A 22,121-nucleotide genomic window follows, 5' to 3' on the forward strand; every position below is an offset into this window, starting at 1 on the left:
GGTGACCGGGGCGGAGGTACTGGAATCGCGGTCGCCGGAGGTGCTGGCCTACACCTGGCTGCACGACGGCAAACCGGCTGGTCGCGTGCGGTGGGAAGGGACGGCGGACCCGCTGGGCGGCGTGCGGGTGGAGCTGACGCGGACCGGTCCGCCGCGTAAGTCTCACTCGCAGTTCACGGCGCGGTCAGGCGGCCGCCACCCGGCTGCGGCGCAATGGTGACGTGGATGCTCGCCTGCTGGTCTCGCTGTCCGGGGTCACCACGCGCACGCTGCACCGTTGTGCGCATCTGGCGGCCGAACTCGAACGTCGGAACGTCCCGCTGTCGATCCTGCATGTCGCGCGCACCGAGGACGGACCCGTCACCGCCTGGGTCCGGACGCGCGCCGCGGCGGGCGACTCGGTGCTGCTCAACGGCTACGACCACCGCATCCCGCCGACGCACCGCGCGGTGCACCTGGGGCGTAAGGCCGAGTTCGCCGCGCTTCCCGCGCACGAAGCGCGGCTTCGGCTTATCGCCGCGAAGGCCGCGCTCGACGCGACCGGCGTGGCTGTCGACGGCTTCGCGCCGCCGCGTTGGCTCGCGTCGCCCGGCACTGTGCAGGCGCTGCGGGAGCACGGCTTCAAGCTGTGCGCTGACCAAAACGCCGTCCGGGACCTGGTGACCGGAGAGATCCGGCGTGCGCGGGTGCAGGACTTCACGAGTCAGTCGCACCGTACGGAGACCGTCCGCTGCTTCGCGCTCGTACTGGCCTCCGCCCGGGCCGCGCGCCGAGGCGGGCTGGTGCGGCTTGGCATCGACGCCGCTGACCTCAGCCGCCCCGGCTTGCGGCAGGCGTTGCTGGACGCGGTGGACGTCGCCCTCGAAAACCGGGCTTTCGGGAGCACCTACGGCTCCCTGCGCCACACCGCTCCCGCCTAGACCTCCGTCGCGACGCCTCGCTCCAGCACCTTCACGTCGGTGCCCTCCGGGGCGAGGTTCTGGAACAGCCCGTAGTGCATCGCCGGGTTGGCCAGCACCGCCTCGTGGATCGGCACCGAACGGCGCGGCGCGACCGCGCGCAGGAAGTCCACGGCTTCGCCCGCCTTCAGCCACGGGGCCCCGGTGGGCAGGCCGAGCACGTCGACCTTCTGCTCGGGCACGAAGAACGAGTCGCCCGGGTGGTAGAACGCGCCGTGGTCGACGAGGTAGCCGATGTTCGGGATCACCGGGATGTCGGCGTGGATCACCGCGTGCTCGCCGCCGACGACCGACACCGCCGTGCCGCCGAACTCGAACGCGTCCCCAGGCCGTGCGACCTCGAACTCCAGGTGCAGCTTCTCGACCGCCTCGGCCGAACCCGGGTCGACGATCAGCTTCGCGTCCGGGTTCGCCTTGAGCAGGTCGGGCAGCCGCTCGACGTCGAGGTGGTCGAAGTGCTGGTGGGTGATCAGCACCGCGGACAGTTCGCGCTCGGCCTCGAAGCCGGTGGAGAACGTGCCCGGGTCGAGCAGAATCCGCTCCGCGGCGGTCTCGAGCAGTACGCAGGAATGTCCGAAATGGACGATCCGCATCAGGTTTTCTCCTTACCAGATTAGTCGGCTCAACCTTACGCTTCGGGCCGGTGCGGCGTCGGCGTCCGGCGAGGACTCCCGGTCGGAGGACTTCCCGCGCCCGCTTCCCGGATGCCATGCTGGCGGGAAGCCCGGGCAACTGTTGGCAGAGAGTCAGCAACCTCGTAGCCTGGGGGTTCACCGAGACGGGGAGACGCCGATGACCGCGGTCCAGCCGAAGCCGACGCCCGTCGGCGAGACGTTCGATTCGCTCAGCCCGGCCACCGACGAGGTCGTCGGCACCTACCCGGTGCACACGGCCGAGCAGGTCGGCGCCGCTGTCGAGCGGGCGAGGGCGGCCGCGGGCTGGTGGGCCGGTCTCGGTTTCGCCGGGCGCGCGGAGCGGCTGCAGCGCTGGAAGGGCGTGCTGACGCGGCGGCTGCCGCAGCTGTGCCAGGTGGTGCGCGACGAGACCGGCAAGCCGATCGCGGACGCCCAGCTCGAGAGCGTGCTGGCGATCGAGCACATCGCGTGGGCGGCGAAGCACGCCCGCAAGGTGCTCGGCAAGCACCGCCGCTCGTCCGGCCTGCTGATGGCCAACCAGGCCGCGACCGTCGAGTACCTCCCGCTCGGCGTCGTGGGCGTGATCGGACCCTGGAACTACCCGGTGTTCACCCCGCTCGGCTCCATCGCGTACGCGCTGGCCGCGGGCAACGCCGTGGTCTTCAAGCCGAGCGAGTACACCCCCGGCGTCGGCAAGTGGCTGGTGGACGCGTTCGCCGAGGTCGTGCCGGAGCAGCCGGTGCTGCAGCTGGTGACCGGGTTCGGCGAGACCGGGGCCGCGCTGGTCGGCTCCGGGGTGGACAAGATCGCCTTCACCGGCTCGGCGGCGACCGGCAAGAAGATCATGGCCGCCGCCGCGGAGACGCTGACCCCGGTGGTGATCGAGGCCGGCGGCAAGGACGCGCTGCTGGTCGACACGGACGCGGACCTCGAGGCGGCGGCTGATGCGACTGTGTGGGGCGCGTTCTCGAACTCCGGCCAGACCTGCATCGGCGTCGAGCGGGTCTACGTGCACGAGCGGGTGGCCGAGGAGTTCGTGGCGAAGGTGGTGGAGAAGGCGAAGAACGTGCGCGCGGGTTCGGACGAGGACGCGCAGTACGGCCCGATCACGATGCCCTCGCAGCTGTCGGTGATCCGCCGGCACATCGCCGACGCGCTCGAGCGGGGCGGGAAAGCGCTGGTCGGCGGCGTGGACAGCGTCGGCGACCGGTATGTGCAGCCGACCGTGCTGGTCGACGTGCCGGAGGACTCCGAGGCCGTGCGCGAGGAGACGTTCGGGCCGACGGTCACCATCGCGAGGGTGCGCGACATGGACGAGGCGGTGGAGAAGGCCAACGCGACCAAGTACGGCCTGGGTTCCACGGTGTTCTCGCGGGCGCGCGGCGCCGAGCTGGCGTCGCGGCTGCGGGCGGGCATGACCGCGGTGAACGCGCCGCTGTCGTTCGCGGGCATCGCGTCGCTGCCCTTCGGCGGCGTCGGCGATTCCGGGTTCGGGCGTATCCACGGTCCGGAGGGGCTGCGCGAGTTCGCCCGGCCGAAGGCGGTGGCGCGGCAGCGGTTCACCGCGCCGCTCACGCTCACCTCCTTCTCCCGCAAGGAATCCACGGACGCGCTGGTCGCCAAGCTGGTCACCGTCCTGCACGGCAAACGCTGAGGAGAACTGTTGCCCGGCTTCGGCGACTTCCAGCACGAGATCTATTTCGCCGGATTGTCCGGCCGCGTTCCGGACCTGCCGATGGCGTACGCGGAGCTGGAAGCGCGTGCGGCACAGGCACTTCCGCCGTCCGTGCTGTCCTATGTGGCCGGTGGCGCGGGCGACGAGCGGACCCAGCGCGCGAACGTCGAGGCGTTCGCGCGCTGGGCCTTGGTCCCGCGGATGTTCGTCGGCGCGAAGGAACGCGACCTGTCGGTGGACCTGTTCGGGATGAAGCTGCCGTCGCCGTTGTTCCTCGCGCCGGTCGGGGTGATCGGCCTGTGCGCGCAGGACGGCCGCGGCGACCTCGCGACCGCGCGGGCCAGCGCCCGGACGGGCGTGCCGATGGTCGCTTCGACGCTCAGCGTCGACCCGATCGAAACGCTCGTCCCGGAACTGGGCGACACCCCGGGCTTCTTCCAGCTCTACACGCCCACTGACCGGGACCTCGCCGCCTCGCTGGTGCAGCGTGCCGAGGAAGCGGGTTTCCGCGGCATCGTCGTCACGCTCGACACCTGGGTCACTGGATGGCGGCCGCGCGACCTGTCGACCGCGAACTTCCCGCAGCTGCGCGGGCATTGCCTGGCCAATTACTTCACCGACCCGGTGTTCCGGAAGCGGCTCGGCAAGGCGCCGGAGGACGATCCGGCGGCCGCCATCGGACTGTGGGCACAGCTTTTCGGCAACCCGCTGACCTGGGAGGACCTGCCCTGGCTGCGGTCGCTGACCAAGCTTCCGCTGCTGGTCAAAGGCATCCAGCATCCCGCCGACGCCCGCCGCGCCCTCGACGGCGGGGTCGACGGGATCTACTGCTCGAACCACGGCGGACGGCAGGCCAACGGCGGCCTCCCGGCACTGGACTGCCTGGCCGAAGTCGTCGACGCCGCGGACGGCGCGCCGGTGCTGTTCGACTCCGGCGTGCGCTCCGGAGCCGACGTGGTCAAGGCGCTGGCCTTGGGCGCGACCGCGGTGGGCGTCGGCCGCCCGTATGCCTGGGGCCTGTCTTTGGCTGGTGAGGACGGCGTTGTCCATGTTCTGCGTACCTTGCTCGCTGAAGCTGACCTGATCATGGCTGTCGACGGTTATCCGACCCTGGCGGACCTCACCCGCGAAGCGCTGCGGAGAGTCGGCTAGCCGCTTACGAGGGCAGGAAATACCCCTCGCTCTCGTCCCACGGGAGGTCGAAATCGTCCAGGTGCACGCGCCACTGCGCGTCCGGAACAGCGCGGCGCAGCTCGGTCACCGAACCCAGCAGGTGTTCGAGCACCGGCATCACCCGGTCCGGATCGAACGGCAGCTTGGTTGACCCGGCCACGACCGTGTCCGGTTCGCTGCTGTCCTCTTCGTACAGAAAGAGGGATTCCTCGTCGGGGTAAGGAAAAGCCGACTGCTGGTCGGTGACGATCCGTTCGATCGCCGCGGTCTCGTCCGGAGTGAGCGCGGTCGCCCGGCTCGCGTCGTAGTAGAGGGAAGTGCTCATGGGCTGGAGAGTAGCGACGGGGTCCGACAAAACGGCGAAATATCGACAAACCGTCAGGGATCGTTCTCAGCCATTCGGCTGATCCCCGCTGGCAAACCCCACCCGAACGGCCACTGTGCCCGGGCCATTCAGATGATCAGCGCCAGCGTCCCGGCCGCCAGGCTCGAGTTCCGGATCAAGACCACCGGAACACGAGGTGACTGGGGACAATGGACATCGGCACGTGGTTGCCCGAAAAGGCCAGGCGGATGCCTGCCCTGTCATTCGCGGTCTGCGCGACCGTGCTCGTCGCGGGCGTAGTAACCGTCGTCGGCAGCTTCGGGCCGGTCGACCTGCAGGTTTACCGGTTCGGCGCGGACGCCGTCCTCCACGGCGGCGACCCCTACGGCACCCTCCCCGCCACCACGTCCGGGTACCCGCTGCCGTTCATCTACCCGCCGTTCGCCGCGATTCTCTTCTCTGCCCTGGCACTTCCCCCGCTGCCCGTCGCGGCTGTCCTGCTGGACCTCATCTCGCTCGCGTCGCTCTGGGCGGTCCTGTACGCCGCGGTCCGCCGTCTGTGGCAGTCCTGGAACCGCCGCACCGCAGTCATTACCGCGTCCGGGCTCACCGTTGCGGCACTTGCCTTCGAACCCGTGCGCTCGACTATCTCCTTTGGACAGATCAACCTCGTCCTGATGGCCCTGGTCGCGGTCGACTGCCTCGCGCCCAACCCGCGCTGGCCGCGTGGCGTGCTGGTCGGCCTGGCCGCCGCGATCAAGGTGACGCCCGCCGGTTTCCTGCTGTTCTTCCTGCTCACCAAGGATTTCCGCGCCGCTCGCAATGCCCTCTTCGCCGGTGCTGGAGCCACCTTGCTCGGCTTCCTGGTCGCCCCGCGCGCGTCCGCCGAGTACTTCTTCGGCGGCGGCCTCACCGGTGCCGGCGGCCTCAGCGGCTCGCCCTATGCGACCAACCAGACCATCGAAGGCGCGCTCAACCGCCTAGACCTGCCGCCATACGCCCACGACCTGCTGTGGCTTACGCTGTCCGCCTTCGTCCTGACCGCCGCGGTAACCATCATGCGCCGCGTCGACGGCCCGCTCGCCTTCGTGGTCAACGCGACGGCGGTGCTGGTCCTGTCGCCGATTTCCTGGTCGCACCACTGGGTTTGGGTCGCCCCCGCGGCGCTCATCCTCGCCGCCCGGGTCCGTACGCCGCGCGCCGCCGCAGTGTTGCTCGCGGGTGTCGCGGTCTTCATCGCCGCGCCACACGCTTTCCTTCCATCGAGCGAAATGCGCGAACTCGCGTGGGCCCCGTGGCAACACCTGATCGGCGACTCGTACCTGCTGCTCGCCCTAGGTTTCCTCTCGTGGCAACTCGCGGTGCAGTTCGCCCGGGTTCCCGTGCTGGAACGGGTCCGTTAAGCGGACCACGCCAGTGTCACCAGATCCCGGCCGGAGGACCCGAGATCTGGTGGCATTTCCGGGTCTACGCCCAGTTCCAGCAAGGCGTGTTCGACCTCCGCGGCCGCGCCGGCAGGCAAGCACAACCGCCGCCGGACGACGTCCACCATGGTCGAGAATTCCGCGTACTCCGGCTCCGGCGGACGCTGCCATTCCACGACTTCCGGCTCGATCCCCACTTCGGCGAGCGCGGCGAGACAGTCCTCGGCAGTCGGCCCATTCGGCCGCTCGATGCCGTGAAACCGTTGCCACAGCGGGTTAAGCTCAGTCAACGGATGCCGCGCGGCCGTCTCGACCACCACCCGACGTCGTGCCGCCGCGGCGAACGGAGCCAGGTCGGGGACGTTGTAGACCACGTTCCCGCACACCACGACATCGGCCACGCCCGCCTCGTCGGCGAGATCGGGCCACCGACCGGACAACAGCCGATGCTCCACCCCCGCGGCCCGCTCGGCGAACGCAGCGAGCAACTCGTCGTCGGTGTCGACCGCCGTCACCGCGGTAACGTTCGCGCGGCCGACCAGGGGGAGACTCGCCGCCCCGGCCGCCGCGCCGATGTCGAGCACTGTGCCCGGTCCCCGCAACGCCTCGGCGGCCAGCCGGTGAGTCGCGCCGATCGGCTGCGCGATCTGCCGATCGGCCCGCCGGAGGAACACCTCGCGCGGAAGGACCCACGGCGATTCCGGAGGATGCACGGTGTCCGGAATCGCCCAGGCGGCAAGGAGTTCTCGCCAGGTGGAGAGAGCGGTCATCGAGCCCGAATCAAATCCGCCGCCTTCTCCGCCACCATGATCGTCGGCGCGTTCGTATTCCCGCGCGGCACCACCGGCATCACCGAAGCGTCCACCACCCGCAGTCCGGTAACCCCGCGTACCTTCAACTCCGGGTCCACCACCGCGTGCTCGCCGCTGCCCATCGCGCACGTGCCGACCGGGTGGTACAGCGTCTGCGTGTTCTCCCGGACATGCTCCGTCAACGCCTCGTCCGACAGCTCGTGCGTCGCCGGCAGGAACGGCCGGTCCAGGAACTTCGCCAGCGGGCCCGACCGGCCGATCTCGATCAGTGAGCGCAGTGCCGACTTCACCGTCTCCAGGTCGATCGGCTCCGCGTAATAAGCCGGGTCGATTTCCGGCTTCCACAGCGGATTCGCCGACTTCAGCCGCAGCCGGCCGCGGCTCGCGACGTCGACCAGCGTGGCCGCGGACGTGAAACCAGGGCAGGTCGGTTCGCGCATTCCGTTGTCGTAGAACAACGTCGGGGCCACGTGGATCTGCATGTCCGGCGCGGCCAGCCCGTCGCGGGTCGCGTAGAACGCGCCGGCCTCGCCGATGTTCGACGCGAGCGGGCCGCGTTTGGTCAGCTGGTAGCGGATCAGTCCGGCGGGCGTCGCGGAGTCCGCGATGTCGGTCGTGCCCTTCGTCGACCAGATCACGCCGACCGCCGGGTGGTCGTGCAGGTTGGCGCCGACCCCGGGCAGCGCGGCGACCACGTCGATGCCCAGTTCGCGCAGGTGCTCGGCCGGTCCGACTCCGGACAGCATCAGCAGCTGCGGCGAGTTGATCGCGCCTCCGGACAGCAGCACTTCCGCGTCCGCCCGGACGGTCGCCGGCACGCCCTTGTCCAAATAGGACACTCCGACCGCGCGGGTTCCTTCGAACACCACCTGGGTGACCTGCGCGTTCGTCCGCACCGTCAGGTTCGGCCGCGACAAGGCGGGCCGCAGGTAGGCGTCCGCGGTGGACCAGCGGCGGCCGCGTTTGCAGGTGACCTGGTAGAGCCCGGCGCCCTCCTGCGACTCGCCGTTGAAATCGTCGGTGTGCTTGAGCCCCCACGTGACCGCGCTGTCCACCCACGCGTGCGACAGCTCGTGGGTGAACCGCCGGTCCTCGACGTGCAGCGGGCCGTCCGTGCCGTGCAGCGGGCCGCCGAAGCGCTGGTTGCCCTCGGCGCGCTTGAAGTACGGCAGCACGTCGTCCCAGCCCCACCCGGCGGCTCCGTGCGCATCGCGCCAGCCGTCGTAGTCGGCGCGGTTGCCGCGGATGTAGATCATCGCGTTGATCGACGAGCAGCCGCCGAGCATCCGGCCGCGCGGCCAGTACGCCGTCTTGCCGGTGTGCTTCTGCTCGACGGTCTCGTAGTTCCAGTCCCACTTCGTCTTGAACAGCGACGCGAACGCCGCCGGGATCCGGACCTCGTCCGCGGTGTCCTCGCCGCCCGCCTCGAGCAGCAGCACCCGCGCGGACGGGTCCTCGCTCAGCCGGTTCGCCAGCACGCAGCCCGCGCTGCCCGCGCCGACGATCACGTAGTCGAAGGAGTCCTGCTCTGGCACGCTGCCTCCCGGTGGTGTTGACACCCTGTCAACGACACGTCATGGCGCAGGTCACGCTACGCGCAACTCCCCGGAAAACCGATCAGTCAGAAGTGGGGTCGAAGGAGGTGACGCACGCGCCGTCCACCGCGTGGTCGTCGGTTTCCACCCGGCCCTCCTTGGCGACGCCGTCGAGCTTGGCGTCGACGTGCACGATGGTCCGGCCCGCGGTCCGCAGCACGTCCGTCTTCCGCACGGCCAGCTTCGTTTCGCCGTAGATCCACTGCTGGGTGCCGTCGCGGGTGGTGTCCGGCGCGTCCCGGCACATCACCGACAGCGCCGCCGGGATGTCGCGGGCGTTGACCGCGTCGATGAACTTGATCGCGGCGTCCGTGCCGTCCTTCACCTGGGGCCGCGGCTTCGGCTCGGTCGACAGGCTGGCCAGCGGGGCGGGTTCGCCGTCCGCCTTGGCGTCGCGCACGCACCAGCCGTTGCCGTCCGGGATGAGCGCGATGCCGTAGGCGAGGTTGCTCGCGGTGACCGTGGCCGCGCGTTCCTGCTGACCGGTCGGATGCACCGGATTGCTGATCTTCGCCTCGCCCTTCGCGCTCCGGAAGAAGTCGTCGGCGGGGTAGGACCGCTTCGACCGGATCTTGCACCACAGCTGGTCCAGCCCGGTCTGCTCGGTGATCGAGTTCGCGACCGACTGGGCCAGCTGCTCCGGCGTCCCCCGCGACGTCGTGTCCAGCTTCTCCTTGAAGAACCCGGGCGTCACCCAGCCGGTGAACGCGACCGCGCCGCCGAGCACGACGACCGCTGCGCCGAGGGAGATCCACAATCCGGCCTTCGACTTCTTCTCCGGAGGCGGCGGCGGGTACTGGCCGAACTGCGGCGGGTGCGGCTGCGGGAACTGCCCCTGCTGCGGCCCGCGCGGCGGAAACGGACCCTGCTGCGGGTACGGGCCTTGCGGCGGGTGGTTCATGTCTCCCCCTCGATACCGGACTGTCTGCCGGTCAGGCTAGTGAAGTACGCTTCAACCGCACCCACGACCTGCAGAAATAAGGAGCAGCCAGCCGTGGCTCGAGTCGTTGTCGACGTCATGCCCAAACCCGAGATCCTCGACCCGCAGGGCCAGGCGGTGGCGCGCGCGCTGCCGCGGCTGGGCTTCTCCGGGGTCTCCGACGTGCGTCAGGGACGGCACTTCGAACTCGAGGTCGACGACGACGTCGACGACGAGACGCTGGCCAAGATGGCCGAGGGCTTCCTCGCCAACCCGGTGATCGAGCAGTGGACGATCCGGCGGGTGGACGCGTGAGCGCCCGCATCGGCGTCATCACCTTCCCCGGCACGCTCGACGACGGCGACGCCGCCCGCGCGGTCCGCTACGCCGAGGCCGAGGCGGTTTCGCTCTGGCACGCCGACGACGACCTGAAGGGCGTCGACGCGGTCGTCGTCCCCGGCGGCTTCTCCTACGGCGACTACCTGCGCGCCGGCGTGATCGCCCGCTACGCGCCGGTGATGTCCTCGGTCATCGACGCGGCCCGCAAGGGCATGCCGGTGCTCGGCATCTGCAACGGCTTCCAGATCCTGTGCGAGGCCGGACTGCTTCCCGGCGCGATGATCCGCAACGTCGGCCTGCACTTCGTGTGCCGCGACCAGTGGCTGCGCGTGGACAACAACACCACCGCGTGGACCACGCGTTACGAGGCGGGCGCGGAAATCCTGATCCCGCTCAAGAACAACGACGGCTGCTACGTCGCCGATCAGTCCACTGTGGACATGCTGGAGGCGGAGGGCCGGGTGGCGTTCCGCTACGTCGGCGGCAACCCGAACGGCTCCCGCAACGACATCGCGGGCGTCACCAGCGAGAACGGCCGCGTGGTCGGTCTCATGCCGCACCCCGAGCACGCGATCGACGCGCTCACCGGCCCGTCCGACGACGGCCTCGGCATGTTCTACAGCGCGGTCGACGCGCTCGTGAAAGCCTGATCAGCGCCGAAAAGGGGGCCCTGGGAAATCCCGGGGCCCCCTTTTCGCGTTACTTGCTGTGGTCGCTGGAGAGCCAGCGTTCGGTGCGCACCCGCACCAGCACCGAGGTCTCCTTGAGCGAACCCTCGACGAACTTCCGCGCCTCGGCCTCCGGCGCGTACCGGGAGGCGATGGCGAGCGCCTGCTCCTCGGTCGGAGCCGAGGACCGGTCCACGACCGGACCGGACACCGTGACGTACTTGTACGGCTGGGTCTCCTGCTGCACCGTGAGGCTCAGCTGGCCCGCCGCCTCGATCGCGCGGTCCTTCGCCGAGCCGCGGTCCATCCAGATCAGCAGCTCGCCGCCGGGCTCGTAGTCGTACCAGACCGGCACGGCGAGCGGAGCCGCGCCTTCCCGGCCGATCGACAGCACGCCCACGCGCTCCTCGGCGAGGAATTTCTCTCGTTCATCTACCGTCATGACTGCCATCCGGCACCACCCCCAAGCTAGGAAGATCAGGTTCCGCTTGGAGCCAACGCCGAACCCCCTGCGGGCATTCCGCTCAACTCGCCGCCGCAACCAATCGCGAATACGGACCGCCCGCCGCGATCAGGTCCTCATGCGGGCCGAGTTCGGTAATCCGCCCGCCCTCGACCACCGCGACCCGATCGGCCGCCGCGGCCGTGTGCAGCCGGTGCGCGATCGCGATCACCGTGCGGCCTTCGAGCACCGAGTTCAGCGACCGTTCCAACTCCCGCGCCGAACCGGTGTCCAGCAGCGACGTCGCCTCGTCCAGCACCAGGGTGTGCGGGTCGGCCAGGACGACCCGGGCCAGCGCCAGTTGTTGTGCGAGACCGGCTGGGACCGCGTACGCGCCCGAGCCGAGCTTGGTGTCCAGCCCGTCCGGAAGGCTGGCCGCCCACTCCGCCGCGCCGGCGGACGCGAGCGCGGCCATCAGTTCCTCGTCGGTCCAGTCCCCGCCGCCGCGGCGCGCCGGGAGCGCCAGGTTTTCCCGCAGCGTGCCGGAAAACGTGTGGTGCTCCTGCGTCAGCAACAGCACCTCGCCGCGCAGCACGTCGTCCGCGAGCGTCGACACCTCGGCGCCGCCGACCTGGATCGACCCCGCCGTCGGGGCCGAGATCCCGGCCAGCAGCCTGCCCAGCGTCGACTTGCCCGCGCCCGACGGCCCGACGATCGCCAGCCGTTCGCCGCGCGGCACGCTCAGCGTGATGCCGTGCAGCACCTCGCGGTCGGCGGTGTAGCCGAACCGGACGTCGCGCACCTCGATGTCCCGACCACGCGGCACCTCCGTGACCTTGTCCGCCGATTCGTTCGGCTGCACGCCGATGATCCGGCGCGTCGCGGCCACCGCCACCTGCAGGTCCTCCAGCCAGAACATCGCCTCGCTGAGCGGCGCGGTCATCGCCTGCGCGTACGCCAGCATCGTGGTGATCGTGCCGAGTCCGGCCCAGCCCTGGCTGTAGGCCAGCATGCCGAGCAGCAGGAGCACGGCGATCGGCAAGACGTAGCTGATCTCCAGCGTCGGCAGCCAGCGCATCTGCAGCGCCCGCATCCGGCGTTCGCCGAGCGTCGCCTGGTCGAGCGCGTGGTGCCCGGCCCGCATGCGGCGCTCGGTGAGACTGAGCGCCTCGGTGGTCCGCGCGCCCTCCACCGTCTCGTGGGTGATCGACTGCAGGTCGCCCCAGCGGTCGAGCATCCACGCGAACGCGGTCGGGATCTTCCGCTGGTACCAGATGTTCACCGGCACCAGCAGCGGGATCGCCACCAGCAGGGCCAGCGCGAGCAGCGGGGACGTCACGATCATCGCGACGGTCGTGAACAACACCGTCACCGCGGCGATCAGGATTTCCGGCGCGGCGAACCGCACCGCGACGTCCAGCCGGTTGATGTCCGTGGTCGCCCGGCTGAGCAGGTCGCCGGTGCCGGCCGCCTCGACGGTGCCGAGCGGCAGGCTGAGCGCGTTCGTGACGAACCGTTCGCGGGTCTGCGCCAGCACGCGCTCGCCGAACATCCGGCCGCGCAGCCGCGCCGCCTTCCTCGCCCACGCCTGCAGCACGAGCACCACCACGAAACCCACGGCCAGCAGGTCGACCTGCAGCGTCGGGCCGTGCTCGACCACGCCGTCCACGAGCCAGCCGAGCAGTTGCGGCCCGGCCAGCCCGACCACGGTGGCCAGGCAGAACAGCCCGAGCATCACGGAAAACTCGCGCCGGTGCTCGACCGCCACGCGTTTCGCCCAACGCCGTACCTCGCGTTTCGACGCCAGCGGGAGCCGCGTCGTCATACCGTCACTGCCTTTCCGTGCACGACCTCGTCGGCCACGTTCCTCCACAGTGGACTCTGGCTGAACACCACCGTGGTCCTTCCGGCCCGCAATTCCTTGGTGCGCTGGGTGATCCGGGCCTCGGTGTGCGCGTCGACCGCCGAGGTCGGCTCGTCGAGCAGCAGCACGTCGGAGTCCATCGCCAGCGCGCGGGCCAGGCTCAGCCGCTGCCGCTGCCCGCCGGACACCTCGCGGCCGCGTTCGCCGATCAGCTCGTCGACGCCGCGCGGCAGGGCCTCGATGATGTCCTCGGCGTCCGCCGCGTGCAGCGCCGCGAAGATGTCCACCTCGCGCGGATGCTCCGGGGTCAGCTGATCGCGCAGCACCCCGGAAAACCACAGGTCCTGGTTGTGCGCGTACACCACTCGCCGGCGCAGCTCGGCCAGCGCGACGCGATCCGCGGGCACCCCGCCGACCAGCACCTGCTCACCCTCGTCCGCGTCGGCGAACCGGCTCATCCGCGCGGCGATCGCCTCCGCCTCGGCGCCGAGGTCGACCACGGTCAGCTTGCCCGGCGCGATCCGGATGCCGCTGGCGGTGTCCTCCAGCTCCAGCGGACCGTCCGGCAGCGGCAGCGGCGAAACCGGCTCGGCGAGCTTCGGCCGCAGCGCCAGCAGCCCGCACACTTTGCGAGCCGCGACCAGCCCCGAGCTGAGCGAGCTGACCTGTTCGGTCGCCGTGGCGACCGGCACCACCAGGAACGCCGAAAGGCCGTAGAACGCCACCAGTTCGCCGACGCCGATCGTGCCGTCGAGCGCGAGCCGCGCGCCCAGCCAGGTGATCGCCACCGTGACCAGCCCGGGCAGCAGGATCTCCGCCGCGGCGAGCCAGGATTCGCTGCGGCCAACCTCGACGCCTGACCGCCGCACCAGCTGGCTGGCCTCGCGGAACCGGGCGAGGAACCGCCGTTCGCCGCCGACGCCGCGCAGGATCCGCAACCCGGACACGATGTCCGCGCCGAGTGCGTTCACGTCGCTCAGATTCTCCCGCTGCGCGGTTTTCCGCTTCTGCAGCGGCGCGAGCAGCGGGCCGATGCCGAGCACCGCGAGCGGGACGCCGACCAGCGCGACCGTGCCCAGCACCGGAGAGGTGCCGAGCATCGCGATCCCGATCACCACGAACGCCACGAGCGACCCGAACGTGCGGCCGACGACCTCGAACGCGTTGCCGACCCAGTTCATGTCCGACGACGTCACCGCCACCACGTTGCCGGTGCTGGTCGCCTCGCGCAGGGACGCGCCGAGCCGGGTGGTGTGGTCGGTGACCAGGCGTTGCGTGCTGCCCGCGCCGTGCATCCACAGGCCGTACGACGCGAAGTGCAGCCCGGTGCCGAGCAGCGCCTGCGTCACGCCGAGCGCGCCCGCGATCAGCGCCCAGCGCCACAGCGCGGACGAATCGCCTGCGGCGATCGCCCCGACGCCCCGGCCGACCACCAGCGGCAGCAGGGCGCTCGGCAGCGACCAGCCGGCCCCGGTGACGATCGCGGCGAGGACCAGCCCCGGCCGCGCGCGCAGGACCGCCAGCAGGTACCGGACCGGCGTCGGGTGTTCCGGGAGTCGGATCTCGGGAAAGCGGTACGTGGCGGAAAGCACGATCACTGACGCTAAGCCGCCGGGAGTGTCCGGCGCGACTCATTTATCCCCGCCCGAGCAGGCCGGGCGGCTGCGGGTGTGACCCGGCCGACACGTAGTCTTGGCCTTGTGGCGAACCCTGACACGGACAGTCGGACAAACACTGTGACCAGCCCTGTTGCTAGCACAGACACCACCGCAGTGGCCGCGGCGACCCCGGAAACGAGCCAGCCGTACGTCGAACTCGGCCTCGCCGAAGACGAGTACGCGCGGATCCGGGAAATCCTCGGCCGCCGGCCCACCGACGCCGAGCTCGCGATGTACTCGGTGATGTGGAGCGAGCACTGCTCCTACAAGTCCTCGAAGAAGCACCTGCGCTACTTCGGCGAGACCGCCACCGACGAGATGAAGGCCAAGATGCTGGCCGGCATCGGAGAGAACGCGGGCGTCGTCGACATCGGCGACGGCTGGGCGGTCACCTTCAAGGTGGAAAGCCACAACCATCCGTCCTATGTGGAGCCGTACCAGGGCGCGGCCACCGGCGTCGGCGGCATCGTGCGCGACATCATGGCGATGGGCGCGCGGCCGCTCGCGGTGCAGGACGCGCTGCGCTTCGGCCCGGCCGACGCGCCGGACACCAAGCGCGTGCTGCCCGGCGTGGTCGCGGGCGTCGGCGGCTACGGCAACTGCCTCGGCCTGCCGAACATCGGCGGCGAGCTGGTCTTCGACCCGTCGTACGCGGGCAACCCGCTGGTCAACGCGCTGTGCGTGGGCGCGATGCGCACCGAGGACCTGCACCTGGCGTTCGCGTCCGGGGCAGGCAACAAGATCATCCTGTTCGGCGCGCGCACCGGCCTCGACGGCATCGGCGGCGTGTCCGTGCTCGCCAGCGACACCTTCTCCGGCGACGAATCCGCGGCCGGGCGGCGCAAGCTGCCCAGCGTGCAGGTCGGCGACCCGTTCACCGAGAAGGTGCTCATCGAGTGCTGTCTCGACCTGTTCAAGGAGAACCTGGTCGTCGGCATCCAGGACCTCGGCGGCGCCGGGCTGTCCTGCGCGACGTCCGAGCTGGCCGCGGCAGGCGACGGCGGCATGCACATCTACCTCGACCGGGTTCCGTTGCGCGCCACCGGGATGACGCCCGCCGAAGTGCTCTCCAGCGAATCGCAGGAGCGCATGTGCGCGGTCGTCGCGCCGGAGAACGTCGAGGCGTTCATGGCGGTCTGCGCCAAGTGGGACGTCATCGCCACCGACATCGGCGAGGTCACCGACGGCGAGCACCTCGTCATCACCTGGCACGACGAGATCGTGGTCGACGTGCCCGCGCACACCGTCGCGCACCAGGGCCCGGTGTACGACCGCCCGATCGAGCGCCCCGCGTTCCAGGACGGCCTGATCGCCGACACGTCCGCGAAGCTGCCGCGTCCGTCGACACCCGAGGAGCTGCGCGCGGACTTCCTGAAGCTCATCGCGTCGCCGAACCAGGCGTCGAAGGAATGGGTGACCGCGCAGTACGACCGCTACGTGCGCGGCAATTCGGTGCTGGCCCAGCCGTCCGACTCCGGCATGATCCGGATCGACGAGGAGAGCAACCGCGGCGTCTCGGTCGCCACCGACTGCAACGCGAAGTTCGTCTACCTCGATCCGTACCGCGGCGCGCAGCTCGCGCTGGCCGAGGCGTACCGGAACGTCGCCACCGGCGGCGCGACCCCGGTCGCGGTGTCCGACTGCCTCAACTTCGGCGCCCCGACCGACCCGGGCGTGATGTGGCAGTTCGAGCAGGCTGTGCACGGTCTCGCCGACGCGTGCGTCGAGCTGGGCATCCCGGTGACCGGCGGCAACGTCAGCTTCTTCAACCAGACCGGCGACACGGCGATCCTGCCGACCCCGGTGATCGCGGTGCTCGGCGTGATCGACGACGTCACCCGCCGCATCCCGACCGGCATCGGCGCGGAAGCCGGCGAGACCCTGCTGCTGCTCGGCGAAACCCACGACGAGCTGGACGGTTCGGCCTGGGCCCGCGAACTGCACGGCCACCTCGGCGGCGTTCCGCCCCGGGTGGACCTGGCCCGTGAGAAGCTGCTGGCCGAGATCCTGGTGGCCGGTTCGCGCGACGGCATGATCTCCGCCGCGCACGACCTGTCCGACGGCGGCCTGGCACAGGCCCTCACCGAAACTGTCCTCATTGGACAGTGCGGGGCCCGGGTGTTCCTCGACCGCGACCAGGACCCGTTCGTGCAGCTGTTCTCCGAGTCGTCCGGCCGCGTGCTGGTGGCGGTCCCGCGCACGGAGGAACTGCGGTTCACCGAGATGTGCACCGCGCGCGGCCTGCCGTGGCGCAAGACCGGTGTCGTCGACCCGGATTCGGGGACGCTGGAGATCCAGGGCATCACCGAGTTCACCCTCGAAGAACTGCGCGAGACCTGGGAGAAGACCCTTCCGGCGCTGTTCGACTGAGCCCTCGTGAGTGCCTGTCCCGGTTAGAACCGGGACAGGCACTCACGACGACCGCACCGCTATGCAGCCGTGACTCTGTGCTTCGAGCGTCCAGCCTGCGGGCAGGTGCACCTCCGCCGCGGCCAAGTCGGAAAACCTCGCCCCGTCGAACAAGACTTCCTTCGCGAACGTCGCCCCATTGAAGGTGGTCTGCCCGGCGAAGGTCGTGCCGGAGAAGTTGGTCCGCTCCGAGAACTCAGTGCCGGAGAACCACGCCCGGTCGAGGAAAGTCGCGTCGCGGCAACGGAAAACGCCCACCAGCCGACCGGGTCCGGTACCGGCCGCGGTGAAGTAGGCCTGTCCGGTGAAGACGCTGCCGCTGAGGTTCGTGCTGCTGTACAGCGAAGCGTGCCGCAGCAGCAAGCCGCCGATCCGGCGGCGGGAAAGGTCGAAATACTCGAGCACGGCGCCGGTCAGGTCGAGGTCCGGACCCGGTCCGTCCACATCGGACGGTGGCAGCAGGTCCCGGATGAGCCGTTGCGCGGTGAGCCGCACCTGCAGCTCGCGTTCCTCTTCCGGAGTGCCGGAGTGCTCAGGATTTTCATAACGGCGGTGCGTAAACGGCCGTCGCAGATAGGAACACAGCACGTCCAGCACGGTCTGCCGGTACTCCGGCCGCGAACGCGCCAGCCCGGCCAGCGCGTGCAACGCACCCACGCGCACCTGATCGGCCTCGTGCCCCAGCAATTCCACCGACTTCGCGAACCGCTCGTCGGAGATCCGCTCGCGGTCGACGTCGTGCCGTTGCTGTTCGATCACCTGCCGCGCCTCTTCGACGCGGCGGCGGCGGTCGTTGAGCCACAACGCATACAGCGCCACGACCGCGCCGCCCGCGAGTCCGCCGGTTTTCAGCGCTTCGCTCCGGCTCGTCGCGGGGTCGGTGAGCAGCCAGCCACCGACCCCGCACAGCAGCACCGCGGACGCGATCAGCGTCCACAGCAGCGGCGAGCGCACCGGGTCAGAACGCCAGGATCAGGTACAGCCCCACGCAGTAGCCGCCGCCGCGGTTCATCACGACCATCGTGCCGCTGGCGTCCTTGCCCGACAGCTTGCCGCTGAGCCGGGCGCTCGTCGTGGCGCTGCCCTCGGTGACCTTGCCGAGCTTGAGCTGCGGGTCGCCGCTGGTGGTCTCGTCGATGCTGCGCTTGGACATGCTCTCGGTGCCCTGGCAGGCCATCGCGGTCGCGCCCGCCGCGTCCTTGGCGTTGAGTTTCGCGAGGAAGTCGTTGATGACCTGCCGCGCCTCGCCCGAACCGGACCCGCCGGAGTCGGGCTCGTCGCTCGAATCCGTGGACGGCGAGGACGAATCGCTCGGCAGCGGGGCCTCCGACGACTGGGACGGGGCCGGGGCGGGCGGCTGCGCCTGCGTGGTGCCCTTGTCGTCCTTGCTCAGGAAGAATCCCGGCGCGACGAACCCGGTGATGCCCAGCGCGACCACCACGACGACCGCGACGGCGATGCCGATCCACAGGCCGGTCTTGTTGTTCTTGGGCGGCTCACCGCCCGGTCCGCCCGGGTATTGCCCCTGGTCCCAGCCCTGCTGCGGGAACTGCTGGGTGCCGCCGTAAGGCTGCTGCTGATACCCCGGGTACTGCTGCTGAGCGTTCGGGTCCCAGCCCTGCTGCGGCTGCTGCTGAGCGTTCGGATCCCAGGCGGGCTGCTGCTGGTGCTGGGCGTTCGGGTCCCAGCCCGGCTGCTGCTGGCCCTGGTTGGGGTCCCACCCCGGCTGCTGCGGCACCCCGCCCGAGCCGGGCTGCTGCCAGCCCTGGCCGTAGGGGTCCCCGCCCTGTCCGGGCTGCGGTGGGTAAGTCATGGTTCCGCCTTCCTGCTGCACCGACTCGCGCCGCGGTCTGACGCCCCGCCGGCTCAGGCGGTTCCGTCTCCGCCCCAGGTCTGCATTGTGCAAGGCGGGCAACGCGCGCACAAAAGCGGCTCCCGGCCGCCCCGCCCGGCAGGAGGAGGGGAGAACCGGGAGCCGCGTCCGTGCGCGCCGCTCAGGTCAGCCGTTGGCGAGTGCCTGCAGCCGGTCGTAGGCGCCGTTGAACGTGTCCTGGTCCAGCGGGCTCGAGGTGTACTGCCACACGGTGTAGTAGCTCCAGTTGTACGGAAGCGTGCCGACCGAGGACGCGTACCGCGCGACCCACAGCGGTGCGGTGCTGGAGAAATCGCCGCTGACGCACTGGCTCCACCAGCTCGTCGACGTGTAGATCACCGGCCAGCGGCCCGTCTTCGCGTGGTAGGTGTCGTGGAAGTCCTTGATCCACGCCGTCATCGCGGATTTGCTCAGGCCGTAACAGGTCGCGCCGTAGGGGTTGTACTCCATGTCCAGCGCGCCGGGCAGCGTTTTGCCGTCCCGGGACCAGCCGCCGCCGTGCGCGACGAAGTAGGTCGCCTGTGCCGCGCCGCTCGAGGTGTTCGGGGTGGCGAAGTGGTAGGCGCCGCGGATGAAGCCCTGGTTGTAGGAACCGTTGTACTGCTGGGCGAAGTACGGGTTCGTGTAGCTCGTGCTCTCGGTCGCCTTGGTCCAGACGAATCGCTTGCCCTGGCTCCACCAGCTGGCCCAGTTGACGTTGCCCTGGTAGCTGGCGACGTCCATGCCGGCGACGGTGGCCGCCACCTGGTTCGGCAGCGCGGCCGCGGGTTGCGGCTGCTGCGCGGCGGCTTTCGTCTCGGGGGTGGACTGATCCCCCTCGACGCGCCGGATCTGCGACCCCATGGCGTGGTTGTTCGCCTGGATGTCGGCGTTGACGGCGTTGATCTCCCTCGCCGAAAGCGGGGAAGCCGCCGGGGCGGCCGTCGCCTCCGTCGACGCGCCGAGCAGGAGCGCGACAACCGGGACGGTCAGTGCGGACAGCAGCGTGGTGCGCCGTCCTCTTCGGGAAGTGGACATCGTCGATCCCTTCACAGATACCCTCGCGGAGGGCGGCTATGTGCAGGTAGCCGCCACGGGGGAGATTCTTGAGGACGAATCGGCGTTTGTCATCAAGTTCCGTGAAGATGAATGGGCGAGTGGGTGATTTTCATCGGGGGGTGATGACTAATTCGTGACGACGTCACGAACGTTCACCCGAATGCCAGATTGCGTAGCGCCGTTTGGGCTCCGTTGAGCCAGTTCTGGTCCCCGGGCAGGGTCCCGCTGTTCGAGAACTGCCAGATGGCGTGCTGTGCCCAGCCCGCCGGGAGCTCGCCGATGAACGAGTTGTAGCGCGCGATCCAGAGCGGATTCCCTCCGAAAGAAGGGTTGTTTCCGGTGCAGAGTTTCCACCAGCTAGTCGACGTATAGATCGTCGGCAGCCTTCCGGTGCGGGCGCGATAGGTGTCGGAGAACGCGCGGATCCACGCGACCATCCCGTTCGCGTCCTTGCCGTAACACGTTTCCCCGTAGGGGTTGTATTCCATGTCGAGCGCGCCGGGAAGCGTCTGGCCGTCGGCCGACCAGCCGCCGCCGTGCGCGAGGAAGTAGTTGGCCTGCGCGGCCCCGTCGGACACGTCCGGGCGCGCGAAGTGGTAGGCCCCGCGGACGAGCCCGACTTGGTAGGAACCGTTGTACTGCTGGGCGAATTGGCCGCTGACGAACCCGGTGCCCTCGGTCGCTTTCACGTACACGAACTTCGCGCCGTCTCTCGCCGCGGCCGGCCAGTCGACCGGTCCTTGGTGCCCGCTCACGTCGTGTCCGAGGTACTGGTCTCCGGTCGTGTACGCGAGGTTCGGCGCTCCCAGAACGCCTTCGTGCTTCGCGATTTGCGAACCCGCGTAGTTGTCCGCGGCCCCGGTGTAGCTCGGCGCCGCCTCGGCGGTTTCGCACAGGGACGTGCCGGTGATCCCGGCGAAGAGAACCGCGCTCCAGCGCAGCAGCAGATGACGCTTCACCCAGGACTCCTCACCGGACGCGTGTACTCCTACTGCGTCACGATGCCCCGATGCGCGGGTTTCGGCGAATCATGATCACTCGGCAGAGTGGTCTGCCCAGGTCAGCGGCGCTCTTCGGCCAGCGCTTTCAGCAGGTGCTCGGCCGGGACGACGGCGGTGATCAGGTCGTGCGGATTGATCGCGAGCGGATGTCCGGCGAGCAGCCCGGCGATGTCGCGGCCGAGCACCGCGCGGGCGTGCGGCCATTCGCGCGGCACCAGCGACTTCGACGTGTACGCCGGGACCATGACGCGGCCGTCGGTGTTGTGGAAGCCGATCACCGTGCGCTGCACCGGGGACAGCGCGTAGACCAGCAGCGTCGAATCGAGGATGACGCGCGGCAGGTCCTCGGCGGGCCGGTGTTCGGTCCGGACCATTTGCAGCAGCCGCTCGAGTTCGTTGCGCGGCTCGGGAAAACCGAGCGCCTTCGGCGAGGGCCGGTACCGGTCGTTGGGGTGGAAGTCCTCGACGACCTCTCCCGTCCCGTTCACCGGATACGCGCCGACGACCGCCCACGACGGCACCGGGCCGCGGGCGTCGAAGGCCTCGTCGATGACGTACAGCCAGCTGTTCGGGTTCGCCCGCGCGTTGGCCCGCATCTCGGGAGTGATCTCCGGTTTTCCCTGCGGTCCGCGACGGGGGTACGCGTTCCGGCGCGCGCGTTTGCCCGCCGGGGTCCGGGAAACCATCCGATCTGCCTCGTCCCGCTGCGCCATCGCCGTCCCTCGGTGCCGGGTGCCTGAAAGTCCGTCCGCGGCCACTCTACTGTTGTCGCATGGCCTCTTCGCGTTCGGTCGATCCCGCTCAGTTACGGGCCGCGGTGCTGGCCGTTTCGGACTGGTTGCGCGGTGCCGGACCGGATCCGGCCCGTCCTGAGCTGGCCGCCGCGGTGCGCGCGACGCTGCGGACGCTCGCCCAGGACGCACCCGGGCACACCGTCGAGGTCCGGGTTCCGCCGTACGCCGCGGTGCAGTGCATCGAGGGCCCGCGGCACACCCGAGGCACGCCGCCGAACGTCGTCGAGACCGATCCGCGGACGTGGCTCGAACTGGCCACCGGCCTCCTGGACTGGGACGACGCGCTCAGCGCCGCCCGCGTCTCCGCATCGGGCAGCCGGGCGGACCTTTCGCACTGGCTTCCGGTCGTCCGGATCTGATTTACCGCGGCAAATTGTTCTCACAGGTGTGTCTTCTGGGGCACACACTCCGTAGAATCCCCTGAGCCGAGGCTTGTGCCACGCTGTCCGGGGCCGGGCCTTGCGTGTACTTTGGGTAGTCGGATTTCGATTCCCCCTGCGAACGAGCGGCGATGGAAG

The 22,121-nt window shown here is 70.0% G+C and carries 23 protein-coding genes; 10 read left to right on the plus strand and 13 right to left on the minus strand.

What is annotated here, in order from left to right; translation table 11 throughout:
• Nucleotide 1: 1 nt before the first annotated feature.
• Together F9C12_RS25360 and F9C12_RS25365 are read left to right on the plus strand one after the other, a co-directional pair.
• On the plus strand, nt 2–220 hold the full coding sequence (locus F9C12_RS25360; RefSeq protein ID WP_409462051.1) for a hypothetical protein: 219 nt from the start codon (nt 2–4) through the stop codon (nt 218–220).
• Between the two features lies 1 nt (nt 221).
• Nucleotides 222–920, plus strand: coding sequence for a DUF2334 domain-containing protein (locus F9C12_RS25365; protein WP_409184327.1), 699 nt, complete (start codon nt 222–224; stop codon nt 918–920).
• Here the strand turns inward: F9C12_RS25365 and F9C12_RS25370 are convergent.
• Nucleotides 917–1,552, minus strand: a complete 636-nt coding sequence (locus tag F9C12_RS25370; RefSeq protein WP_409184328.1) for an MBL fold metallo-hydrolase — start codon at nt 1,550–1,552, stop codon at nt 917–919. The two genes, F9C12_RS25365 and F9C12_RS25370, sit on opposite strands and share 4 nt — an antisense overlap.
• Nucleotides 1,553–1,751: 199 nt before the next feature.
• Between F9C12_RS25370 and F9C12_RS25375 the strand changes: the two genes are divergently transcribed.
• Nucleotides 1,752–3,248, plus strand: coding sequence for an aldehyde dehydrogenase family protein (locus F9C12_RS25375; RefSeq protein ID WP_409462052.1), 1,497 nt, complete (start codon nt 1,752–1,754; stop codon nt 3,246–3,248).
• Between the two features lie 9 nt (nt 3,249–3,257).
• Nucleotides 3,258–4,421: an alpha-hydroxy-acid oxidizing protein gene (locus F9C12_RS25380; RefSeq protein ID WP_409462053.1), complete on the plus strand. Its 1,164-nt coding sequence runs from the start codon at nt 3,258–3,260 to the stop codon at nt 4,419–4,421.
• Between the two features lie 4 nt (nt 4,422–4,425).
• Here the strand turns inward: F9C12_RS25380 and F9C12_RS25385 are convergent, their stop codons facing one another.
• The gene (locus F9C12_RS25385; protein WP_409462054.1) at nt 4,426–4,767 is read right to left on the minus strand and encodes a hypothetical protein; all 342 of its coding nucleotides are present in this window, start codon (nt 4,765–4,767) and stop codon (nt 4,426–4,428) included.
• A 248-nt stretch (nt 4,768–5,015) separates the two neighbouring features.
• Between F9C12_RS25385 and F9C12_RS25390 the strand changes: the two genes are divergently transcribed.
• Nucleotides 5,016–6,170: a glycosyltransferase 87 family protein gene (locus tag F9C12_RS25390; RefSeq protein ID WP_409462055.1), complete on the plus strand. Its 1,155-nt coding sequence runs from the start codon at nt 5,016–5,018 to the stop codon at nt 6,168–6,170.
• On the opposite strand, the gene F9C12_RS25395 is transcribed toward F9C12_RS25390, so the two are convergent.
• The 3 genes from F9C12_RS25395 to F9C12_RS25405 form a co-directional block, all read right to left on the minus strand.
• A complete protein-coding gene (locus F9C12_RS25395; protein WP_409462056.1) occupies nt 6,167–6,961 on the minus strand; it encodes a class I SAM-dependent methyltransferase in 795 nt (264 codons plus the stop codon). The genes F9C12_RS25390 and F9C12_RS25395 overlap by 4 nt on opposite strands.
• Nucleotides 6,958–8,538, minus strand: a complete 1,581-nt coding sequence (locus F9C12_RS25400) for a GMC family oxidoreductase (RefSeq protein WP_409462057.1) — start codon at nt 8,536–8,538, stop codon at nt 6,958–6,960. The genes F9C12_RS25395 and F9C12_RS25400 overlap by 4 nt, the downstream gene beginning before the upstream one ends.
• Before the next feature lie 82 nt (nt 8,539–8,620).
• Nucleotides 8,621–9,499 carry a hypothetical protein gene (locus F9C12_RS25405; protein ID WP_409462058.1) on the minus strand — a complete coding sequence of 293 codons (879 nt, stop codon included), beginning with the start codon at nt 9,497–9,499 and terminating at the stop codon, nt 8,621–8,623.
• A gap of 93 nt (nt 9,500–9,592) precedes the next feature.
• On the opposite strand from F9C12_RS25405, the gene purS reads away from it, so the two are divergent.
• Together purS and purQ are read left to right on the plus strand one after the other, a co-directional pair.
• Nucleotides 9,593–9,832, plus strand: coding sequence for a phosphoribosylformylglycinamidine synthase subunit PurS (gene purS / locus F9C12_RS25410; RefSeq protein WP_409184336.1), 240 nt, complete (start codon nt 9,593–9,595; stop codon nt 9,830–9,832).
• Nucleotides 9,829–10,506, plus strand: coding sequence for a phosphoribosylformylglycinamidine synthase subunit PurQ (purQ, locus tag F9C12_RS25415; protein ID WP_409184337.1), 678 nt, complete (start codon nt 9,829–9,831; stop codon nt 10,504–10,506). Before purS ends, purQ begins: the two co-directional genes overlap by 4 nt.
• Before the next feature lie 49 nt (nt 10,507–10,555).
• Here purQ and F9C12_RS25420 read toward each other — a convergent pair whose 3' ends face one another.
• The 3 genes from F9C12_RS25420 to F9C12_RS25430 all read right to left on the minus strand — a co-directional run bounded on the left by F9C12_RS25420 (nt 10,556) and on the right by F9C12_RS25430 (nt 14,422).
• Nucleotides 10,556–10,975 carry a pyridoxamine 5'-phosphate oxidase family protein gene (locus F9C12_RS25420; RefSeq protein ID WP_009084795.1) on the minus strand — a complete coding sequence of 140 codons (420 nt, stop codon included), beginning with the start codon at nt 10,973–10,975 and terminating at the stop codon, nt 10,556–10,558.
• Nucleotides 10,976–11,048: 73 nt separating this feature from the next.
• Nucleotides 11,049–12,791: an ABC transporter ATP-binding protein gene (locus tag F9C12_RS25425; RefSeq protein WP_409462059.1), complete on the minus strand. Its 1,743-nt coding sequence runs from the start codon at nt 12,789–12,791 to the stop codon at nt 11,049–11,051.
• Nucleotides 12,788–14,422 carry an ABC transporter ATP-binding protein gene (locus tag F9C12_RS25430; protein WP_409462060.1) on the minus strand — a complete coding sequence of 545 codons (1,635 nt, stop codon included), beginning with the start codon at nt 14,420–14,422 and terminating at the stop codon, nt 12,788–12,790. The genes F9C12_RS25425 and F9C12_RS25430 overlap by 4 nt, the downstream gene beginning before the upstream one ends.
• A gap of 108 nt (nt 14,423–14,530) precedes the next feature.
• On the opposite strand from F9C12_RS25430, the gene purL reads away from it, so the two are divergent.
• On the plus strand, nt 14,531–16,858 hold the full coding sequence (gene purL, locus F9C12_RS25435; protein WP_409462061.1) for a phosphoribosylformylglycinamidine synthase subunit PurL: 2,328 nt from the start codon (nt 14,531–14,533) through the stop codon (nt 16,856–16,858).
• Nucleotides 16,859–16,900: 42 nt separating this feature from the next.
• Here the strand turns inward: purL and F9C12_RS25440 are convergent, their stop codons facing one another.
• The 3 genes from F9C12_RS25440 to F9C12_RS25450 all read right to left on the minus strand — a co-directional run bounded on the left by F9C12_RS25440 (nt 16,901) and on the right by F9C12_RS25450 (nt 19,787).
• On the minus strand, nt 16,901–17,851 hold the full coding sequence (locus F9C12_RS25440; protein WP_409462062.1) for a pentapeptide repeat-containing protein: 951 nt from the start codon (nt 17,849–17,851) through the stop codon (nt 16,901–16,903).
• A gap of 4 nt (nt 17,852–17,855) precedes the next feature.
• Entirely contained in the window at nt 17,856–18,710 is an 855-nt protein-coding gene (locus F9C12_RS25445) for a hypothetical protein (RefSeq protein ID WP_409462063.1), read from the minus strand.
• 186 nt (nt 18,711–18,896) lie between these two features.
• A complete protein-coding gene (locus F9C12_RS25450; protein WP_409462064.1) occupies nt 18,897–19,787 on the minus strand; it encodes a lysozyme in 891 nt (296 codons plus the stop codon).
• Between F9C12_RS25450 and F9C12_RS25455 the strand changes: the two genes are divergently transcribed.
• On the plus strand, nt 19,780–19,914 hold the full coding sequence (locus F9C12_RS25455) for a hypothetical protein (protein WP_378303814.1): 135 nt from the start codon (nt 19,780–19,782) through the stop codon (nt 19,912–19,914). The two genes, F9C12_RS25450 and F9C12_RS25455, sit on opposite strands and share 8 nt — an antisense overlap.
• Nucleotides 19,915–19,960: 46 nt before the next feature.
• Here the strand turns inward: F9C12_RS25455 and F9C12_RS25460 are convergent, their stop codons facing one another.
• Entirely contained in the window at nt 19,961–20,749 is a 789-nt protein-coding gene (locus tag F9C12_RS25460; protein WP_409467071.1) for a lysozyme, read from the minus strand.
• Between the two features lie 119 nt (nt 20,750–20,868).
• Nucleotides 20,869–21,522: a type VII secretion system-associated protein gene (locus tag F9C12_RS25465; protein WP_409184344.1), complete on the minus strand. Its 654-nt coding sequence runs from the start codon at nt 21,520–21,522 to the stop codon at nt 20,869–20,871.
• 59 nt (nt 21,523–21,581) lie between these two features.
• Here F9C12_RS25465 and F9C12_RS25470 point away from each other — a divergent pair, with 59 nt between their 5' ends.
• Nucleotides 21,582–21,962, plus strand: coding sequence for a sterol carrier family protein (locus F9C12_RS25470; RefSeq protein WP_409184345.1), 381 nt, complete (start codon nt 21,582–21,584; stop codon nt 21,960–21,962).
• Nucleotides 21,963–22,121 lie beyond the last annotated feature (159 nt).

The organism is Amycolatopsis sp. GA6-003, from assembly GCF_046267895.1.
Lineage (GTDB): Bacteria > Actinomycetota > Actinomycetes > Mycobacteriales > Pseudonocardiaceae > Amycolatopsis.